Origin of the sequence: Pseudomonas sp. Irchel s3h9 (assembly GCF_900187475.1) — a bacterium.
GTDB lineage: Bacteria > Pseudomonadota > Gammaproteobacteria > Pseudomonadales > Pseudomonadaceae > Aquipseudomonas > Aquipseudomonas neuropathica.
Window position 1 is genome coordinate 141,348 of record NZ_FYDH01000015.1, and the last position, 16,582, is coordinate 157,929.

14 protein-coding genes are annotated in these 16,582 nt (G+C 58.8%); 3 read left to right on the forward strand and 11 right to left on the reverse strand.

All coding sequences use genetic code 11. The annotated features are described in order from the left end of the window. Positions 1-59 precede the first annotated feature (59 nt). The 10 genes from CKW26_RS23235 to CKW26_RS23280 all read right to left on the reverse strand — a co-directional run bounded on the left by CKW26_RS23235 (position 60) and on the right by CKW26_RS23280 (position 12,881). Positions 60-1,622: a SpoVR family protein gene (locus CKW26_RS23235; protein ID WP_093441957.1), complete on the reverse strand. Its 1,563-nt coding sequence runs from the start codon at positions 1,620-1,622 to the stop codon at positions 60-62. Then, positions 1,619-2,890: a YeaH/YhbH family protein gene (locus CKW26_RS23240; RefSeq protein ID WP_095050311.1), complete on the reverse strand. Its 1,272-nt coding sequence runs from the start codon at positions 2,888-2,890 to the stop codon at positions 1,619-1,621. Before CKW26_RS23240 ends, CKW26_RS23235 begins: the two co-directional genes overlap by 4 nt. Positions 2,891-3,011: 121 nt before the next feature. Beyond that, complete coding sequence (locus tag CKW26_RS23245) at positions 3,012-4,934, reverse strand: PrkA family serine protein kinase (RefSeq protein ID WP_007910115.1); 1,923 nt, start codon at positions 4,932-4,934, stop codon at positions 3,012-3,014. Positions 4,935-5,231: 297 nt separating this feature from the next. Further along, positions 5,232-5,561 carry a thiosulfate sulfurtransferase GlpE gene (gene glpE / locus CKW26_RS23250; protein ID WP_016983139.1) on the reverse strand — a complete coding sequence of 110 codons (330 nt, stop codon included), beginning with the start codon at positions 5,559-5,561 and terminating at the stop codon, positions 5,232-5,234. A gap of 33 nt (positions 5,562-5,594) precedes the next feature. Continuing rightward, on the reverse strand, positions 5,595-6,476 hold the full coding sequence (locus CKW26_RS23255) for a symmetrical bis(5'-nucleosyl)-tetraphosphatase (protein WP_095050312.1): 882 nt from the start codon (positions 6,474-6,476) through the stop codon (positions 5,595-5,597). After that, on the reverse strand, positions 6,476-6,856 hold the full coding sequence (gene apaG / locus CKW26_RS23260) for a Co2+/Mg2+ efflux protein ApaG (RefSeq protein WP_095050313.1): 381 nt from the start codon (positions 6,854-6,856) through the stop codon (positions 6,476-6,478). Before apaG ends, CKW26_RS23255 begins: the two co-directional genes overlap by 1 nt. Positions 6,857-6,969: 113 nt before the next feature. After that, positions 6,970-7,788, reverse strand: coding sequence for a 16S rRNA (adenine(1518)-N(6)/adenine(1519)-N(6))-dimethyltransferase RsmA (rsmA, locus tag CKW26_RS23265; RefSeq protein WP_095050314.1), 819 nt, complete (start codon positions 7,786-7,788; stop codon positions 6,970-6,972). Continuing rightward, entirely contained in the window at positions 7,785-8,774 is a 990-nt protein-coding gene (pdxA, locus tag CKW26_RS23270; protein WP_095050315.1) for a 4-hydroxythreonine-4-phosphate dehydrogenase PdxA, read from the reverse strand. Before pdxA ends, rsmA begins: the two co-directional genes overlap by 4 nt. Then, the gene (surA, locus tag CKW26_RS23275; RefSeq protein ID WP_176471329.1) at positions 8,771-10,093 is read right to left on the reverse strand and encodes a peptidylprolyl isomerase SurA; all 1,323 of its coding nucleotides are present in this window, start codon (positions 10,091-10,093) and stop codon (positions 8,771-8,773) included. Before surA ends, pdxA begins: the two co-directional genes overlap by 4 nt. Continuing rightward, on the reverse strand, positions 10,068-12,881 hold the full coding sequence (locus tag CKW26_RS23280; RefSeq protein ID WP_095050316.1) for an LPS-assembly protein LptD: 2,814 nt from the start codon (positions 12,879-12,881) through the stop codon (positions 10,068-10,070). The genes surA and CKW26_RS23280 overlap by 26 nt, the downstream gene beginning before the upstream one ends. Positions 12,882-13,011: 130 nt before the next feature. Between CKW26_RS23280 and CKW26_RS23285 the strand changes: the two genes are divergently transcribed. From CKW26_RS23285 to CKW26_RS23295, 3 genes are read left to right on the forward strand one after another with little or no spacing between them, the layout of a single operon-like run. Next, a complete protein-coding gene (locus CKW26_RS23285; protein WP_095050317.1) occupies positions 13,012-14,031 on the forward strand; it encodes an aminoglycoside phosphotransferase family protein in 1,020 nt (339 codons plus the stop codon). Continuing rightward, complete coding sequence (gene murU, locus CKW26_RS23290; protein ID WP_095050318.1) at positions 14,028-14,699, forward strand: N-acetylmuramate alpha-1-phosphate uridylyltransferase MurU; 672 nt, start codon at positions 14,028-14,030, stop codon at positions 14,697-14,699. Before CKW26_RS23285 ends, murU begins: the two co-directional genes overlap by 4 nt. A gap of 1 nt (position 14,700) precedes the next feature. Next, the gene (locus tag CKW26_RS23295; protein ID WP_093441918.1) at positions 14,701-15,468 is read left to right on the forward strand and encodes a TerB family tellurite resistance protein; all 768 of its coding nucleotides are present in this window, start codon (positions 14,701-14,703) and stop codon (positions 15,466-15,468) included. Between the two features lie 123 nt (positions 15,469-15,591). Here the strand turns inward: CKW26_RS23295 and CKW26_RS23300 are convergent, their stop codons facing one another. Beyond that, positions 15,592-16,575: an alpha/beta hydrolase family protein gene (locus CKW26_RS23300; RefSeq protein WP_095050319.1), complete on the reverse strand. Its 984-nt coding sequence runs from the start codon at positions 16,573-16,575 to the stop codon at positions 15,592-15,594. Between the last annotated feature and the right edge of the window lie 7 nt (positions 16,576-16,582).

Below are 16,582 nucleotides of genomic sequence, written 5' to 3' on the forward strand. Positions count from 1 at the left end.
AACCTCCGTTAGCCCGACAGAATAACCCTTGCGTCAGACTTTCGGAGGCCGGAACCGGATCAAAGATGAATGACGGCAAGGTCAAGTCGACCGTAATCCCCTTCGCTGTGTTCACTGCGGGGGGGAACGTGGTGGGTTTTCATGATCTGGTCGCCTTGCAGGGTTTCCAGATGGATATCGAAGCCCCACAGGCGATGCAGATGTTTAAGCACTTCGTCAGTGGAGTCTCCCAGCGGTTTGCGATCGTGCTGTTGGTGACGCAAGGTCAGTGAGCGGTCGCCGCGCCGATCGATGCTGTAGATCTGCACGTTCGGTTCACGATTGCCGAGGTTGTATTGCGCGGCCAGGGTTTCGCGGATGATCCGGTAGCCGGGTTCGTCATGAATCGCAGGCACCAACAAGTCGTCCTTCTGATCGTCATCCATGATGCTGAACAGTTTCAGGTCACGGATCACCTTTGGCGACAGATACTGCAGGATGAAACTTTCATCCTTGAAGCTACTCATGGCGAATTTGATGGTCGACAGCCAGTCGCTCCCGGCAATTTCCGGGAACCAGTGACGATCCTCTTCGGTAGGTTCTTCACACATGCGCCGGATGTCGCGATACATTGCGAAACCCAGCGCGTAGGGGTTGATGCCGTTGTAGTAAGGGCTATCGAAACCTGGCTGGAACACCACACTAGTGTGCGAGGTGAGGAACTCCATCATGAAGCCGTCGGTGACCAGCCCTTCGTCGTACAAGTCGTTCATCAGCGTGTAGTGCCAGAACGTTGCCCAGCCTTCGTTCATCACTTGGGTCTGGCGTTGCGGGTAGAAGTACTGGGCGATCTTGCGCACGATCCGCACGATCTCGCGCTGCCACGGTTCCAGTAACGGCGCGTGTTTTTCGATGAAGTACAGGATGTTTTCCTGCGGCTCGGCGGGGAAGCGGGCGTTATCCTTGTCGCTGTATTTATCCGCGCCTTTGGGAATGGTGCGCCACAGATCGTTGATCTGCTTCTGCATGTGCTCTTCACGATCCTTCTGCCGACGCCGTTCTTCTTCGGCGGAAATCGGATAAGGACGTTTGTAGCGGTCGACGCCGTAGTTCATCAACGCATGGCAGGAGTCGAGCAGGTCTTCTACTGCATCGATGCCGTGACGCTCCTCGCACTGCATGATGTACTGCTTGGCAAATACCAGGTAGTCGATGATCGAGCTGGCGTCGGTCCAGGTGCGGAACAGGTAATTGCCCTTGAAGAAACTGTTATGCCCGTAACAGGCATGGGCCACTACCAGCGCCTGCATGCAGATGGTGTTTTCCTCCATCAGATAGGCGATGCACGGGTCAGAGTTGATCACGATTTCGTAGGCGAGGCCCATCTGCCCACGGCTGTACGACTTTTCCGTGCTGAGGAAGTGTTTGCCGTAGGACCAGTGGTGGTAGCCCAGTGGCATGCCCACCGAGGCATACGCATCCATCATCTGCTCGGCGGTGATCACTTCAATCTGGTTGGGGTAGGTATCCAGCGCATAGCGGGCCGCGATCCGGGCGATTTCGCGGTCATAGGTCTGGATCAGCTCGAACGTCCATTCGGAGCCGGTGGAAATGGGTTGGCGCTTCTGCTCTTTGGCGGTCATGTCACTAACCTGCGCTGGAAGAGTTCACGGAAGACCGGATAGATATCCCCGGCCGAGACCAGTTGCTGCTGGGCAAAAGTGTCAGAAAAGGCTTCGGCGATGCGTTCGTACTCGTACCACAAGGCCTGATGTTCGCGCGGGGTAATCTCCACATAAGTGTAGTACTGCACAAACGGCATGATCTGGTTGATCAGGATGTCGCGGCAGATTGGCGAGTCGTCGTTCCAGTTATCACCATCGGAAGCCTGCGCCGCGTAGATATTCCACTCGTTGCTCGGGTAACGCTCGGCCATGATCTCCTGCATCAGTTTCAGGGCGCTGGAAACGATGGTGCCGCCGGTTTCCCGTGAATAGAAAAACTCTTCTTCGTCGACTTCCCGGGCACTGGTGTGGTGGCGGATGAACACGACCTCGATCTTGTCGTAGTTCCGTTTCAGGAACAGGTACAACAGGATGAAAAAGCGTTTGGCGATGTCCTTGGTCGCCTGGGTCATGGAGCCGGAGACGTCCATCAGGCAGAACATCACGGCTTTCGAGCTGGGGTTGGGCTGTTTGATCAGCAAGTTGTATTTCAAGTCGAAGGTGTCGAGGAACGGCACACGATGGATGCGCGCGCTGAGTTTCTCGATTTCTGCCTCGAGCTCCTGAATATCGCCGAAGTTATCTGGCTCTTCGCGTCTTAGACGTTCAAGTTCTTCTTTCACTTCACGCAGTTTTGCCCTGCTGCTGCCGGACAAGGCAATGCGCCGAGCATGGGCCGAACGCAGCGTGCGGATGATATTTATCCGCGACGGGTTGCCTTCGTTGCTGATCCCGGCCCGCACGGTTTTGAAGGTGTCGGTACCGCTCAGGTTGCGTTTGACCAGGTTTGGCAGTTCGAGGTCTTCGAACATGAATTCGAGGAATTCTTCCTGAGTGATCTGGAAGACGAATTCGTCCATGCCCTCGCCGGAGTTGCCGGCCTTGCCCGGGCCGCGTCCGCCACCGCCTCCCGGCGGGCGGGCGATGTGTTCGCCGGCGGTGAACTCCTTGTTGCCAGGATGCACCACGGTCTGCTTGCCGCCACGGCCGTGGTGAAGCACCGGTTCGTCGATGTCGCGACCGGGAATACTGATCTGTTCGCCGTGCTCCATATCGGTAATGGAGCGCCGGCTGACCGCCTCTTCGACAGCCTTCTTAATGTGGTCACGGTAACGCCGCAGGAAGCGCTGACGGTTTACCGTGCTCTTGTTCTTGCCATTGAGACGTCGGTCGATCACATAACTCATAGGAAGCCCTCCGGGCAGCTTCAAGTTGTGAGCTTCAAGCTGCAAGTAAAAGCAGGTTCCCGGGCATCAGTGGGTTACGCGCTTTGTTCTTGCAGCTCGTAGCTAGAAGCTTGCAGCTGCTTCACTGCGACTTCCGTACCCGTAGGTACCATTCGGAAAGAAGCCGTACCTGTTTGTCGGTGTAGCCGCGTTCGACCATTCGAGTGACGAAGTCGTTGTGCTTTTGCTGATCCTCTTTGCTGGCCTTGGCATTGAAGCTGATGACTGGCAGCAGGTCCTCGGTGTTCGAGAACATTTTCTTCTCGATGACCACCCGCAGTTTCTCGTAGCTGAGCCAGGTCGGGTTCTTGCCGTTGTTGTTGGCCCGTGCGCGCAGTACGAAGTTGACGATCTCGTTGCGGAAATCCTTCGGATTGCTGATGCCGGCCGGTTTTTCGATTTTCTCCAGTTCTTCGTTCAGCGCGACGCGGTTGAGAATCTCGCCGGTTTCCGGATCGCGGTATTCCTGATCCTGAATCCAGAAGTCCGCGTACAGCACGTAGCGGTCGAAGATGTTCTGGCCGTACTCGCTGTAAGACTCGAGGTACGCGGTCTGGATCTCCTTGCCGATGAATTCGATATAACGCGGCGCCAGGTATTCCTTCAGGTAGCGCAGGTAGCGCTCGCGGGTTTCGGCCTGGAATTGCTCCTGTTCGATCTGCTGTTCCAGCACATAGAGCAGATGCACCGGGTTGGCGGCGATTTCATGCGGGTCGAAGTTGAAGACCTTGGAGAGGATCTTGAACGCGAAGCGGGTCGACAGCCCGTTCATGCCCTCGTCGACGCCTGCCGAGTCGCGGTATTCCTGGATCGACTTGGCCTTTGGATCGGTGTCCTTGAGGTTTTCGCCGTCGTAGACGCGCATCTTCGAATAGATGTTGGAGTTTTCCGGCTCCTTGAGGCGCGACAGCACAGTGAACTGTGCGAGCATCTTCAAGGTGTCCGGCGCGCAATGCGCTTTGGCCAGGGAGCTGTTGAACAGCAGTTTGTCGTAGATCTTCACTTCGTCACTGACGCGCAGGCAGTACGGCACTTTGACGATATAGATCCGGTCGATGAACGCTTCGTTGTTCTTGTTGTTGCGGAAGGTGTGCCATTCCGATTCGTTGGAGTGGGCGAGCAGGATCCCGGTGAACGGAATCGCGCCGAGGCCTTCGGTACTGTTGTAGTTGCCTTCCTGCGTCGCGGTCAGCAATGGGTGCAGCACCTTGATGGGTGCCTTGAACATTTCGACGAATTCCATCAGGCCCTGGTTGGCCCGGCACAGCGCACCGGAGTAGCTGTAGGCGTCGGCGTCGTTCTGTGGGTATTCCTCGAGTTTGCGGATGTCGACCTTGCCGACCAGTGCGGAGATGTCCTGGTTGTTCTCGTCCCCCGGTTCGGTCTTGGCCACGGCGATCTGGTTGAGGATCGACGGGTACAGTTTGACCACGCGGAACTGGCTGATGTCACCGCCGAACTCGGCCAGGCGTTTGGTCGCCCATGGCGACATGATGGTGTTCAGGTAGCGCCGTGGAATGCCGAAGTCTTCCTCGAGAATCGCGCCATCTTCGGTGGCGTTGAACAGACCCAGAGGCGATTCGAATACCGGTGAGCCCTTGATCGCATAGAAAGGCACTTTTTCAATCAGTTGTTTCAGCTTCTCGGCCAGGGACGATTTACCGCCACCGACGGGACCGAGCAGATAAAGGATCTGTTTCTTCTCTTCCAGGCCTTGGGCGGCATGGCGGAAATACGAGACGATCTGGTCGATGCATTCTTCCATCCCGTGGAAGTCTTCAAAGGCCGGATAGCGACGGATCACCTTGTTGGAGAAGATGCGTGACAGCCTCGAATTGGTCGAGGTGTCGAGCAGTTCCGGTTCACCGATGGCCAGTAATAGTCGCTCGGCGGCAGAAACGTAGGCGCTACGGTCTTTCTTGCACAGCTCCAGGTACTCTTGCAGCGAGAGTTCTTCCTGGCGTGTGGACTCGAAGCGTTGTTGGAAGTGGCTAAAGATACTCATGACGTCACCTCGCTCGATACGTGGAGCCGACGCCGGATCACTCAGTCGATGCTGGCAAACAACCGTTTTGGCAGCTGTTTGTTTACCCCCCAGAACACTTCCACGATCGACAATCGTGAAAGTCACTCCCGATGACCCGTGCGCCGGTGTACCGGCTCTCCCCTGATTTGGATGGCCTGGGCTTAAGGATAGTTGGGAATTCGGGAGGTAAAGGCGAGATACGTAATTAGTTGTGGCAAGACCGTTCGTCTGCCCGCGCAGGCCCACGGCAGCCGGGGCCTGCGCGTGACAAAAAAATTATTCGGCGGTGCCTTGCGCAGTTTCCGCAGGATAAGTCGTACGCCACAACTCGAAGCCGCCGTCCATGCTGTAGACGTCGGAGAAGCCTTGGCTGATCAGGTAGGCCGCAGCACCCTGGCTGGAGTTGCCGTGGTAGCAGACGACCACGGTCGGTGCATCAAGGTCAGCGCCTTGAATGAAAGCGTGCAGGGAATGATTGTCCAGATGCTTCGAGCCGCTGATGTGCAGGGCGGCGAAAGTCGCCGGGTCGCGTACGTCGACGACGACGGCGCCTTGTTCACGCAGGGCCTGGGCCTGTTCCGGGGGGATTCGTTTGAATTCGCTCATGGCGGGTTCCTGTTGCTCGGCTGAAAGCGCAGTCTAACGCGGTGCGCTGACTGGCGAAGTTTGGGGGATAAGTGGTGCGACAGTTGGCGCGAGTCCACCGTGTTCGTCGCATTTGCACGACAGCCGTTCGCCGCTGTCGACATTCATCAGGGTCAGGCTGCCGCCCCAGACACAACCGGTGTCGAGCGCCGAGATACCTGGCTCATGGATATTGCCTTCGAGTGCCGCCCAGTGGCCGAAGATGATGCGCAGGCCTTTGGTCTTGCGATCCTTGTGCTGAAACCACGGTTTATATCCGGCGGGTGCTGTGTCGAGGCCTTCCTTGCTCTTGAGGTCGAGTTTGCCTTCGGCGGTGCAGAAGCGCATGCGGGTGAAGTAGTTGGTGATGACGCGCAAGCGTGTCACGCCTTTGAGATCGTTGTCCCATTTCGCCGGATCGTTGCCGTACATGCCGTCGAGGTAGGCGAGCAGCATGTTGTCGTCTCGCAGGGCCGTTTCGACTTCGGCGGCGCACTTCAGTGCGCGGCTCAGCGACCATTGCGGTGGAATGCCAGCGTGAACCATGGCGACATCGCGCTGCTCGTCGTAGTGCATGAGCTTTTGTTGGCGTACCCACTCCAGCAGTTCCGCGCTGTCCGGGGCATCGAGAATCTCGCGCAGGGTGTCGGACTTCTTCAAGCGCTCGATATTTCTAGCCGCTGCCAGCAAATGCAGGTCGTGGTTACCGAGCACGCAGACCAGCGATTCACGCATGCGATATAGAAAACGCAGGGTTTCCAGTGATTGCGGGCCACGGTTGACCAGGTCACCGACCAGCCACAGTCGATCAAGCTGTGGGTCGAACGCCACTTGCTTGAGCAGGCATTTCAGCGGTTCGAGGCAGCCCTGCAGGTCGCCGACGGCATACGTCGCCATCAGTGCAAAGACCCGGGCACGGCGAGGCGGAACGGCTTGATGATGGCGTCGAAATGTTTACCGTCGTCGGCGACCATTTGGTAAGTGCCTTGCATGGTGCCGACCTTGGTGGTCATCACTGTGCCGCTGCTGTAGGTGTGGCTTTTGCCGGCATCGATCAACGGTTGCTGGCCGACCACGCCAGCGCCGCGTACTTCCTCTACATGACCATCACCGTCGGTGATCACCCAGTGCCGCGAAAGTAGCTTGGCAGGGATTGCGCCATTGTTCTGCACAGTGATGGTGTAGGCGAAGGCGAAGCGGTCGTGCTCGGGTTGCGATTGGTCTGCCAGATAGCGGGTGACGACGCTGACATCGACCTGGTAACGGGAATCGGACATGCAAGAGGCCTTAAACGAAGCGGAACGCGGGGCGTAGCTGATGGGGATTCAGTCTAGGCAAGTATCGGGCAGTAAACCAGAGTGGCGTCCTGCCCGATAGCGTTCATCGTTTATCAGTCGGCGGCGGGGGAGGCCGGGACTTGTACCGCGAGCTGGTCGGCCAGACGTACGAACGCGGCCAGATCCAGTTGCTCCGGACGCAAGCTGCCATCGACGCCGGCGGCTTCGATCTCGGCATTGCTGAGCAGTTGCTTGAGAGTGTTGCGCAAGGTCTTGCGGCGTTGGTTGAACGCTTCGCGCACAACGCGCTCCAGCAGCTTGTGATCCTTGGCCGGGTGCGGCAGTACGGCGTGCGGCACCAAGCGGACGATGGCCGAGTCGACCTTCGGCGGCGGGTTGAACGCACCCGGACCAACGTCGAACAGGTGTTCCACACGGCAATGGTACTGAACCATGATCGACAGGCGACCCCAGTCACCACCGCCAGGGCCTGCGGCCAGACGCTCAACCACTTCTTTCTGCAGCATGAAGTGCATGTCGCGAATGATGCCGGCATTGTTCAGCAGGTGAAAAATCAGCGGCGTGGAGATGTTGTACGGCAGGTTGCCAACCACACGCAGGCTGTTTGGCGCGGCGTTGAGCGTGTTGAAGTCGAACTTCAGTGCATCGCCCTGATGCAGGTTGAAGTTGCTCTTTCCGGCAAACTGCTGGTTGAGGATCGGGATCAGATCCTTGTCCAGTTCCACCACGTCGAGTTGTGCGCCGGAGTTGAGCAGGCCGGCGGTCAGTGCGCCCTGGCCCGGGCCGATTTCCAGCAGGCGATCTTCAGACTTGGCGCTGATGGAGCGCAGGATGCGGTCGATGACGCCGGCATCGTGCAGGAAGTTCTGGCCAAAGCGTTTGCGCGCCTTGTGTTGGTATTGCTCGGTCATAAACGGGTCTCGGCCATCTGGTAGGCGGTTTCCAGGGCGACTTGCAGGCTGCCGGTATCGATCTTGCCGCTGCCGGCCAGATCCAGGGCGGTGCCGTGATCGACCGACGTGCGGATGATCGGCAGACCAAGGGTCACGTTGACGGCAGCGCCGAAGCCTTTGTACTTAAGCACAGGCAAACCCTGGTCGTGGTACATCGCCAGCACTGCGTCGCAGTGCTCCAGATATTTGGGGGTAAACAGAGTGTCGGCAGGCAGCGGGCCACGAAGGTCCATGCCCTCGCCGCGCAGGCGCTCTAATGTCGGTTCAATGATGTCGATTTCTTCATGGCCCAGGTGGCCGCCTTCACCGGCGTGCGGGTTGAGTCCGCAGACGAGGATGCGTGGCTGGGCGATGCCGAATTTGTTTTGCAGGTCGCTGTGCAGAATCCGTGTGACCCGCTCCAGCCGTTCTGGTGTGATCGCATCGGCAATCTCGCGCAGGGGCAGGTGAGTGGTGACCAGTGCCACGCGCAAACCGCGGGTGGCGAGCATCATCACCACTTGGGCGGTGTGGGTCAGGTCAGCGAGGAATTCGGTGTGTCCGGAGAACGCGATGCCCGACTCGTTGATCACGCCTTTGTGTACAGGGGCGGTAATCATCCCGGCGAAGTCGCCGTTGAGGCAGCCGTTGCCGGCGCGGGTCAGGGTTTCGAGGACGAACGCAGCGTTGGCCTTATCCAGTTGCCCGGCAACCACGGGGGCGCTCAGCGGCGTATCCCAGACATACAGGCTGCCTGCGGGTGCCGGGGCGTCCGGCCAGTGATTCGGGCCGATATCCAGCAAGTTGACGGCCAGCCCCAGCTGCGCGGCCCGCTCGGAGAGCAGGTCGCGGCTGGTGATGGCAATCAGGGGATGTGGCTGGGCTTGCGAGGCGAGCAGCAGGCACAGGTCGGGACCGATGCCGGCTGGTTCGCCGGGTGTCAGCGCGAAACGCTGGGGTTTCACTGCGCTGCCTGGTCTGCACCAGGGAGTTTGATCTCTACGTACGCTTCGTCACGGATCTGACGCAGCCAGGTTTGCAGCTCTTCGTCGTATTTGCGGTTACGCAGTACGGTCATGGCTTGCTGCTCGCGGGCCTGTTCAGTGCTGTCGGTGGCGCGACGGCCAAGGACTTCCAGAACGTGCCAGCCATATTGAGTCTGGAATGGCTTGGACAGCTGACCTTGTGGGGTCTTGGCCATCACTTCGCGGAATTCCGGTACCAGTGCGTTCGGGTCGATCCAGTTCAGGTCGCCGCCGTTGAGCGCCGAACCCGGGTCTTCGGAATAGCTTTTCGCCAGAGTGGCAAAATCTTCACCGGCCAGAATGCGCTCGTACAAGGATTGAACCAGTGCCTTGGTCTTCGCTTCATCGCGAATCGGGCTCGGCTTAACCAGAATGTGACGTACATGCACTTCGTCGCGCATCTGCGCTTCGCCACCACGTTTTGCCAGCAGCTTGAGGATGATGAAACCACCCGGCGTGCGTGCAGGTTGAGTGATGTCGCCGACGGCCATGCTGCTCAGCTCGCGGTCGAACGGCGGTGGCAGTTGCGCGGCTTTACGCCAGCCCATGTCGCCGCCTTCCAGAGCGTTGTCGCTGCCGGATTTGGCAACGGCCATCTGGCCGAAGTCAGCGCCTTGCTTGAGCTGCTGGTAAACCTCCATGGCCTGACGGGCAGCACTCTGAATCGCTTCAGAGTTGGCGCTTTCCGGCGTCGGGATCAGGATGTTGGCCAGGTGCAGCTCTTCGGACAGTTGCATTTTGCCCAGGTCGGAAGCGAGGAAGTTCTTCACTTCCTGCTCGGAAACCTGAATGCGTTCTGCCACGCGACGCTGACGCACGCGGCTGATGATCATCTCGCGTTTGATCTGATCGCGGGCGTCGTCATAGTTCAGGCCGTCGCGAGCCAGAGCAGCACGGAACTGCTCAACCGACATGTTATTGCGCTGGGCAATGGTGCCGACCGCCTGGTTCAGTTCTTCATCGGTGATGCGGATGCCGGAACGTTCGCCGATCTGCAGTTGCAGGTTTTCGACGATCAGGCGCTCAAGCACCTGTTGATCCAGTACGCCAGGAGGCGGCAAGCCGCCGCCACGCTTGGCGATGGTCTGCTGTACTTCGTGGACGCGTTGATCCAGTTGGCTCTGCATGACCACATCGTTGTCGACGATCGCTACCACTTTGTCGATGGATTGAACTGCGGCGTTCGCCGCAGTACCCAGGAACAGCGCGCCCAGCATCAGCGGGCGCAGACAATCAGAAAGCTTGGTCTTCACGTTCACGATAACCTTGAATGCCTTTGTCGAGGAAGCTCTCTACCTTGGCGCCAGTGAGGCCGCCGAGTCCCTTCAGAACAATTTGGAGGAAGACGCCATGGTCGCCTTTTTCGTTTTGCGGAGCTTCCTGGCTGAACTCGTCATAGGAAACCCAGTAACGGTTGATCAGGCGCAGTTTCCAGCAGCAGTTGTCGTACTCGAAACCACCGAAGGCTTCCAAGGTACGGTTACGGTTGTAGTCATACTGCCAGCGGCTGATCGCGTTCCACTGTGGAACGATCGGCCAGATAACCGAGAAGTCATGCTGCTGGATCTTGTAGTAGTCCTTCACGTAGCCAGGTGTGCCCGGAGTGCCGTAGTCACCACCACCCACCGACCATTTGCCGGTGTTTTGGTCATAACGGACCTGGTCATTGCGATAGCGGTAGCCGGCGTTGATAACCTTGTTCGGGTTGTCTTCAGGCTGATAGTGGAACATCGCGCTGCCGGAACGTGGGCTGCGGCTGTCCGGATCCCAGTTGTAGTCGGCCGTGGTGCGCCAATCGCGGTTCCAGCGGTATTCGTATTCCAGTGCATATGGCGAAACGTTAGATTTCGCGTCGTCACGGGTTTTGGCATCGATACCTGGCAGTTGAACTTCGCGATCCTTGAAGTACAGAGCCTGGCCGACACTGATGCGTTGACGTTCGAAACCGTCGTCTTCAATCCAGCGGCTGGTCACGCCCAGCGACAGTTTGTTCTCGTCGCCGACGCGGTCGGAGCCGGAGAAGCGGTTGTCACGGAACAGCGACGAGTAGTTGAAGGAGTACTCGCTGGTGTCGAATACAGGAATGTCTTCCTGATTCTCCTCGGGCACGTAGAGGTAGAACAGTCGCGGTTCCAGCGTCTGACGGTAGTTCTTGCCGAAGAAAGACGTGTTGCGGTCGAAGTAGAGGCCGCTGTCGATGCTGGCGATTGGCACGCCACGGTTCTGATTGCTACCGAACTTGCCACCTACGTAGTCGGTGCCTGCCGCAGCTGCAGCATTCTGCTGAGCAACGATCTGCGACTTACCGGTACCGTCCAGATCCAGCTGATACTGGGTGTACTGATACTTCAGCGATGGCTTCAAGAAGCCATAGGTCCAGTTCATCGGCAGGCTGACACCCGGCTTCAAGTTCAGACGGTCGCCGTTGGCACGGGCCAGGCCTTGAACGTTGGTATCCAGACGCGGTGACGCGTTACCGTTTTCATCGATGAAGTTGCCAGTTTTCAAATCACGATCAAACCGCACAATCTCGGTCTCGTAATCGAAATTCAAACCTTCCGGATGATACGGCAGCTGACCATTGAAGGTGATCTGCGGCAGACGACCATACGGCGTGATGTTCGAAACAGTAGCCAATTGGTACTGCTGAGCATTCAAGCGAGCGGTATAGCTGTCGCCACGATAAGTAACCGCGCCCTGCTGGTTCACGAAGTCGCTGGATTTCACGCCAATCTGGTCAGTCTGCAGATCCTGGAAGTAATAAGGATCGCTGATCTTGGTGTAGTCGACTTCGGTGAGCACACGGGAGTCGAGACCACCCTTGTGCTGCCAGTTGTACATGTAGCGGGTTTTTTCGTAGTCGGTCTGCTTGCTGCGCTCGGTATCGTCATCGTTCAGATACGCCGCACCAAACTGACCTTCACTCGACTTGGTCAGGTAACGGAACTCACCCTCCACCAACATGCCACGCTTGCTCATGTAGCGCGGGTACAACGTGGCGTCATAGTTCGGCGCCAGGTTGAAGTAGTACGGGGTCACCAGCATGAAGCCGGTATCGCTGCCGCTGCCGATGGTCGGCGGCAGGAAGCCCGACTGACGACGGTCGTCGATCGGGAAGTAGATGTACGGCGTGTACAGAATCGGAATGTCTTTTACGCGCAGCGTCACGTTGGTCGCGGTACCGAAACCGGTGGCCGGGTTCAAGGTGATGTTGTTGCCCTTGAGCTGCCAGGCGTTGCTGTTCGGTTCGCACGTGGTGTACGTGCCGTCCTTCAGGCGGATGATCGCGTTTTCGGCACGCTTGGCGTACAGCGCGTTACCGCGGATGCGCGATTTGTGCATCACGTATTCGGCGTTGTCGACCTTGGCTTCACCGGTGTCGAGCTGCACATCGGCGTGGTCGCCGACAATCAGCGCGCCGTTGTCGCGGATACGTACATCGCCATTGAGTTCGGCGCGGCTCTCGGCCTGATACAGGCTGGCCTCGTCGGATTCGACCTGCATGCTGCCCTGACGCAGGACAACATCACCGGCCAGCGTACCGACTTGATCATCGGTGTTATAGCGCGAGGCTTTTGCGCCGATAAAGGTCGGAGCATCGCTTTTGTTCGTCTTGTCATTCATGCCAGGACGAATCGGTTCGATATAGGCACCAGAGCAGTAAGGCCCGGTCTCGGCCAATTGGGCGGCGGTGAGCTTCTCGCGCGGAACCCAGTCGAGGTGACTGAAGTCTTCGCTACGGGATTTCAAACCGCGGCCCTTGGCTTCGGTGACCAGCGCCGTTTTTGGCGCTGTGTCGGCAGCCGAACCGTTCTCGGTCGCCGCTTCGCCGGTAGCACTGACGGCACTGCCGTCATGCACCGGACGCGGCGGCAACGCAGCAGCGGTTGATTTGGGCGCACAGGCCCAACCACCCGAAGCCGAGACGGAGCAGTCATACTGCTCGGCGGCAACAACGAATTGACTGGCCAGAGGTTGCATAGCCAGCAGACTGCCGGTTACCAACAACGGAAATTTTTTACGAAACGCGGGGGATTTCAATGCCATCTTATTAGTCCGGGCTTCCTGCGTGCCATCTGCCCGCGGTGTGGGCCGCACGCCTCTCGATGGTCTGAAAAAGATGCTGGATAATAAAGCATGACCCGCTTGACGGCTAGCGCCGTCGGAGACCCTTGCAATGCCTGACCAAGATGTACGCTTGCAACACCTGAAAGTTTGGCTCGATGAGCAGTTGGCAATCCTGTTTGCAGATCAGGGCTGGGGCACCGTGCCCCCGGCCACGTTGACTGCGGCCAGCAGCGACGCGAGTTTCCGCCGTTACTTCCGCTGGGAAGGCGAGGGGCGCAGCTTCGTCGTGATGGACGCGCCGCCCCCCCAGGAAAACTGCAAACCGTTCGTGGATATCGCTTTTTTGCTGGCGAAATCCGGAATAAATGTGCCGAAAATTTATGCCGAGGACCTCGAGCGCGGATTTCTTTTGCTCAATGACCTGGGCAACCAGACCTATCTCGACGTGATCGATGGCGAAAATGCCGACGCATTGTTCGCCGATGCCTTGCAAGCGCTGCTGGCTTTTCAGCAGTTGCCGATGGTTGCACCGTTGCCGAGCTACGACGTTGCCTTGCTGCGCCGTGAGCTGGAACTGTTCCCTGAGTGGTATGTGAAGCGTGAACTCGGTGTCGAATTCGATTCGACTCAGCAACAGCAGTGGCAGCAGGTTAGTGATCTGCTGATCGACAGCGCACTCGCTCAACCCAAAGTGCTGGTACACCGCGACTACATGCCCCGCAACCTGATGCTCAGCGAACCGAATCCCGGCGTGCTGGACTTCCAGGATGCGGTTTATGGCCCGGTGACCTACGACGTGACCTGCCTGTTCAAGGACGCCTTCCTCAGCTGGCCCGAAGAGCGCGTGCACGGCTGGCTGGAAAATTACTGGCAGCAAGCTTCGGCGCTGAACATTCCAGTGCAGCCGGACTTCGAAGACTTCCTGCGCGCCAGCGATCTGATGGGCGTGCAGCGCCATTTGAAAGTCATCGGCATCTTCGCGCGCATCTGCCACCGTGACGGCAAGCCGCGTTACCTGGCCGACGTGCCACGTTTCTTCTCCTATATAGAAGCGGTGATTGCGCGACGTCCGGAATTGGCCGAACTGCAAGCGCTGTTCACCAGCCTGCGGGGTGGAGCAACAGCATGAAGGCAATGATTCTGGCGGCAGGCAAAGGCGAGCGCATGCGTCCGCTGACCCTGACCACGCCGAAACCACTGGTGCGTGCCGGCGGTGTTCCCCTGATCGAATATCACCTGCGCGCCCTCGCGGCCGCAGGATTCAACGAGATCGTGATCAACCACGCCTGGCTCGGTCAGCAGATCGAGGATTATCTGGGTGACGGCTCGCGATTTGGTGTGAGCATTCAGTACTCGCCCGAAGGCGAGCCACTGGAAACCGGCGGCGGGATTTTCCGGGCGCTGCCGATGCTTGGCGATGATGCGTTCCTGGTGGTCAACGGTGATATCTGGACCGATTATGACTTCAGCGTCCTGCACCAGCCGATCAACGGACTCGCGCATCTGGTCCTTGCGGACAACCCGACGCATCACCCGAACGGTGATTTCACGTTGGCCGACGGCCAGGTGATCGATGGCCAGCCCGACGCTGCAACCCTGACCTACAGCGGCATCGCTGTGCTGCATCCGCAACTGTTCGATGGCTGCACCGACGGCGCGTTCAAGCTGGCACCGCTGCTGCGCAAAGCCATGGCGGCTGGCGAAGTGAGTGGCGAACGCCTGAAAGGGCACTGGGTCGATGTCGGTACGCATGAGCGTCTGGCCGAAGCTGAAACATTGATAGAAGCGAGTCGCTGACATGTTGTGGCCAGGGACTCTGATTGGAGCCGGAGCGGGTTTTGCAATCGCCAGCATTCCGGGGGCCATGCTTGGGGCATTGTTGGGGCAGGCGCTGGATCGGCGTCTGCACTTGCAGAGCTGGGGACACTTGCGGGAAAAACTCGGCGGTCGGCCGATGCTGCGCAACGACGAACTGTTGTTTGTGTTGCTCGGGCGTCTGGCCAAGAGTGATGGTCGGGTTACCGACGGGCATATCCAGCAGGCGCGCAACGAGATGCGTGCGCTGGAGATGAGTGAGCCGGCAACGCGCCGCGCCATCGCGGCATTCAACCGTGGCAAGTCTGAAAATGACAATCTGCGCGGTTATCTGCGGCGCTTGAGCGCGCAGCCCCATGCGGCCGAGGGTGTCTTGCGTGCGTGCTGGCGGATGGTCTGGGCCGATGGTCGTGCCGGCGTCAGCGAGCGTGAATTGTTGGCGCAGTGGGGCAAATGGCTGGGCTGGACAACGCATCAGGTGCAGGCGCTGGCCAGTGATTACGAACCGGGCAAGCGTCCGATCGTCAGTGCTGCAGTGAGCTATCAGGAGGCGATGCGTTTATTGGGCGTGTCGGCGTCCAGTGAACCGGCGCAGATCAAGCGGGCCTATCGGCGCCTGCTCAGTCGTCATCATCCGGACAAGATTGCCGGAACGGGGGCGACGCCAGCGCAGGTGCGTGAGGCGACTGATAGAACCCGGGAGCTGCACAATGCTTATACGTTGATTCGTGAGCGGCGGGATTTTCGCTAAACGTTAGATGTGTATCGTCTGCGCTGGCCTCTTCGCGAGCAGGCTCGCTCCCACAATGGATTGTGTACGCAGATCCAATGTGGGAGCGAGCTTGCTCGCGAAGGGAGCGACGCGGTTTGTCGGTCAGTCTGTGTTCTGCGGATTCAGCCAGCCACGCACCCGGCGGAACAACTGTTCCTGCTCAGCCTTGTTGTCTGGCAAGGCTCTGAGCGCCACTTGGCTGAACGCCGAAGTCTTCAAGCGCTTGCTCGCCTGCATGCGCTCCAGCGCGGCGTTGCGATCCAGCGGCTTGTCCATGTAGAAAATATCTGCGGTCGGCAGCTTCAGGGTTGGCGTCAGCTCGGCCAGTGGCGGTTTGGCCTTGGCTGGCATCTGTGCATCGACCATGACGAATTTCTCTACCTGCGCCGTTTGTTTCTCGCTCAGGTATCGCGCGGCCCAATAGGCACCAGTGCCGTGTCCGAGCACGACAATGCTGCGTGCGCTCTGCTGTTCGGCGTAGGCAATCGCGGCGTCGATGCGCGCGAAGATGCGTTCGGCGTCAGCCTTGGATTGTTCTTCAGTGGTTTCGGCGACCACTTGATCCGCCACTTCGGCTTCACCGCCAGCGGCTTGTTCAATTGGCTGCGCGGTGGTGGAGTCCTTGCTACCTGACTCCGGTGCTTTCGGCGCAACCGGCGCTTCAACCACGCGCGGTGCGATGGCGTCGCTTTGCAGGTCGGGCAGGGTGATACTCAGGCTGCTCCATTGTGCATCCGGCAGTTTGCGCCGCAATGGGCCGATTGCCTGCGGCCAGTCAGCGGTTTCGCCGGCGCCAGGGATGATGATCACCGCGCCTTTGGGCTCGGCGGTGTTGGCCGGTTTCCACAGGGCGAGGAAGCTGTCGCTGCCGGCCTGCAATTGTTGCTGTTCTTGCGCCGGGACTTTACGTTCCAGTGCGGCGGCCTCTTCCTGACTACGCTCTAGCAGTGGCTGGCGTTCGGCCGGTTTTTCTTCTGCCGGTTTTTCCGCCGCAGGAGTGGGGTCGGCGGCGTTGACGGAAAACGCACAGGGCAGGATCAGCGACAGGCACAATGCTGGCATTGCCAGGCGGTAAACAGAGGGCATCGGTTAT

Coding starts and splice junctions, on each gene's coding strand:
- CKW26_RS23280 (WP_095050316.1), bottom strand. CDS start 12,881: ATGGCATTGAAATCCCCCGCGTTTCGTAAAAAATTTCCGTTGTTGGTA.
- murU (WP_095050318.1), top strand. CDS start 14,028: ATGAAGGCAATGATTCTGGCGGCAGGCAAAGGCGAGCGCATGCGTCCG.
- CKW26_RS23295 (WP_093441918.1), top strand. CDS start 14,701: ATGTTGTGGCCAGGGACTCTGATTGGAGCCGGAGCGGGTTTTGCAATC.
- rsmA (WP_095050314.1), bottom strand. CDS start 7,788: ATGACCGAGCAATACCAACACAAGGCGCGCAAACGCTTTGGCCAGAAC.
- CKW26_RS23235 (WP_093441957.1), bottom strand. CDS start 1,622: ATGACCGCCAAAGAGCAGAAGCGCCAACCCATTTCCACCGGCTCCGAA.
- apaG (WP_095050313.1), bottom strand. CDS start 6,856: ATGTCCGATTCCCGTTACCAGGTCGATGTCAGCGTCGTCACCCGCTAT.
- CKW26_RS23255 (WP_095050312.1), bottom strand. CDS start 6,476: ATGGCGACGTATGCCGTCGGCGACCTGCAGGGCTGCCTCGAACCGCTG.
- glpE (WP_016983139.1), bottom strand. CDS start 5,561: ATGAGCGAATTCAAACGAATCCCCCCGGAACAGGCCCAGGCCCTGCGT.
- CKW26_RS23245 (WP_007910115.1), bottom strand. CDS start 4,934: ATGAGTATCTTTAGCCACTTCCAACAACGCTTCGAGTCCACACGCCAG.
- CKW26_RS23240 (WP_095050311.1), bottom strand. CDS start 2,890: ATGAGTTATGTGATCGACCGACGTCTCAATGGCAAGAACAAGAGCACG.
- CKW26_RS23285 (WP_095050317.1), top strand. CDS start 13,012: ATGCCTGACCAAGATGTACGCTTGCAACACCTGAAAGTTTGGCTCGAT.
- CKW26_RS23300 (WP_095050319.1), bottom strand. CDS start 16,575: ATGCCCTCTGTTTACCGCCTGGCAATGCCAGCATTGTGCCTGTCGCTG.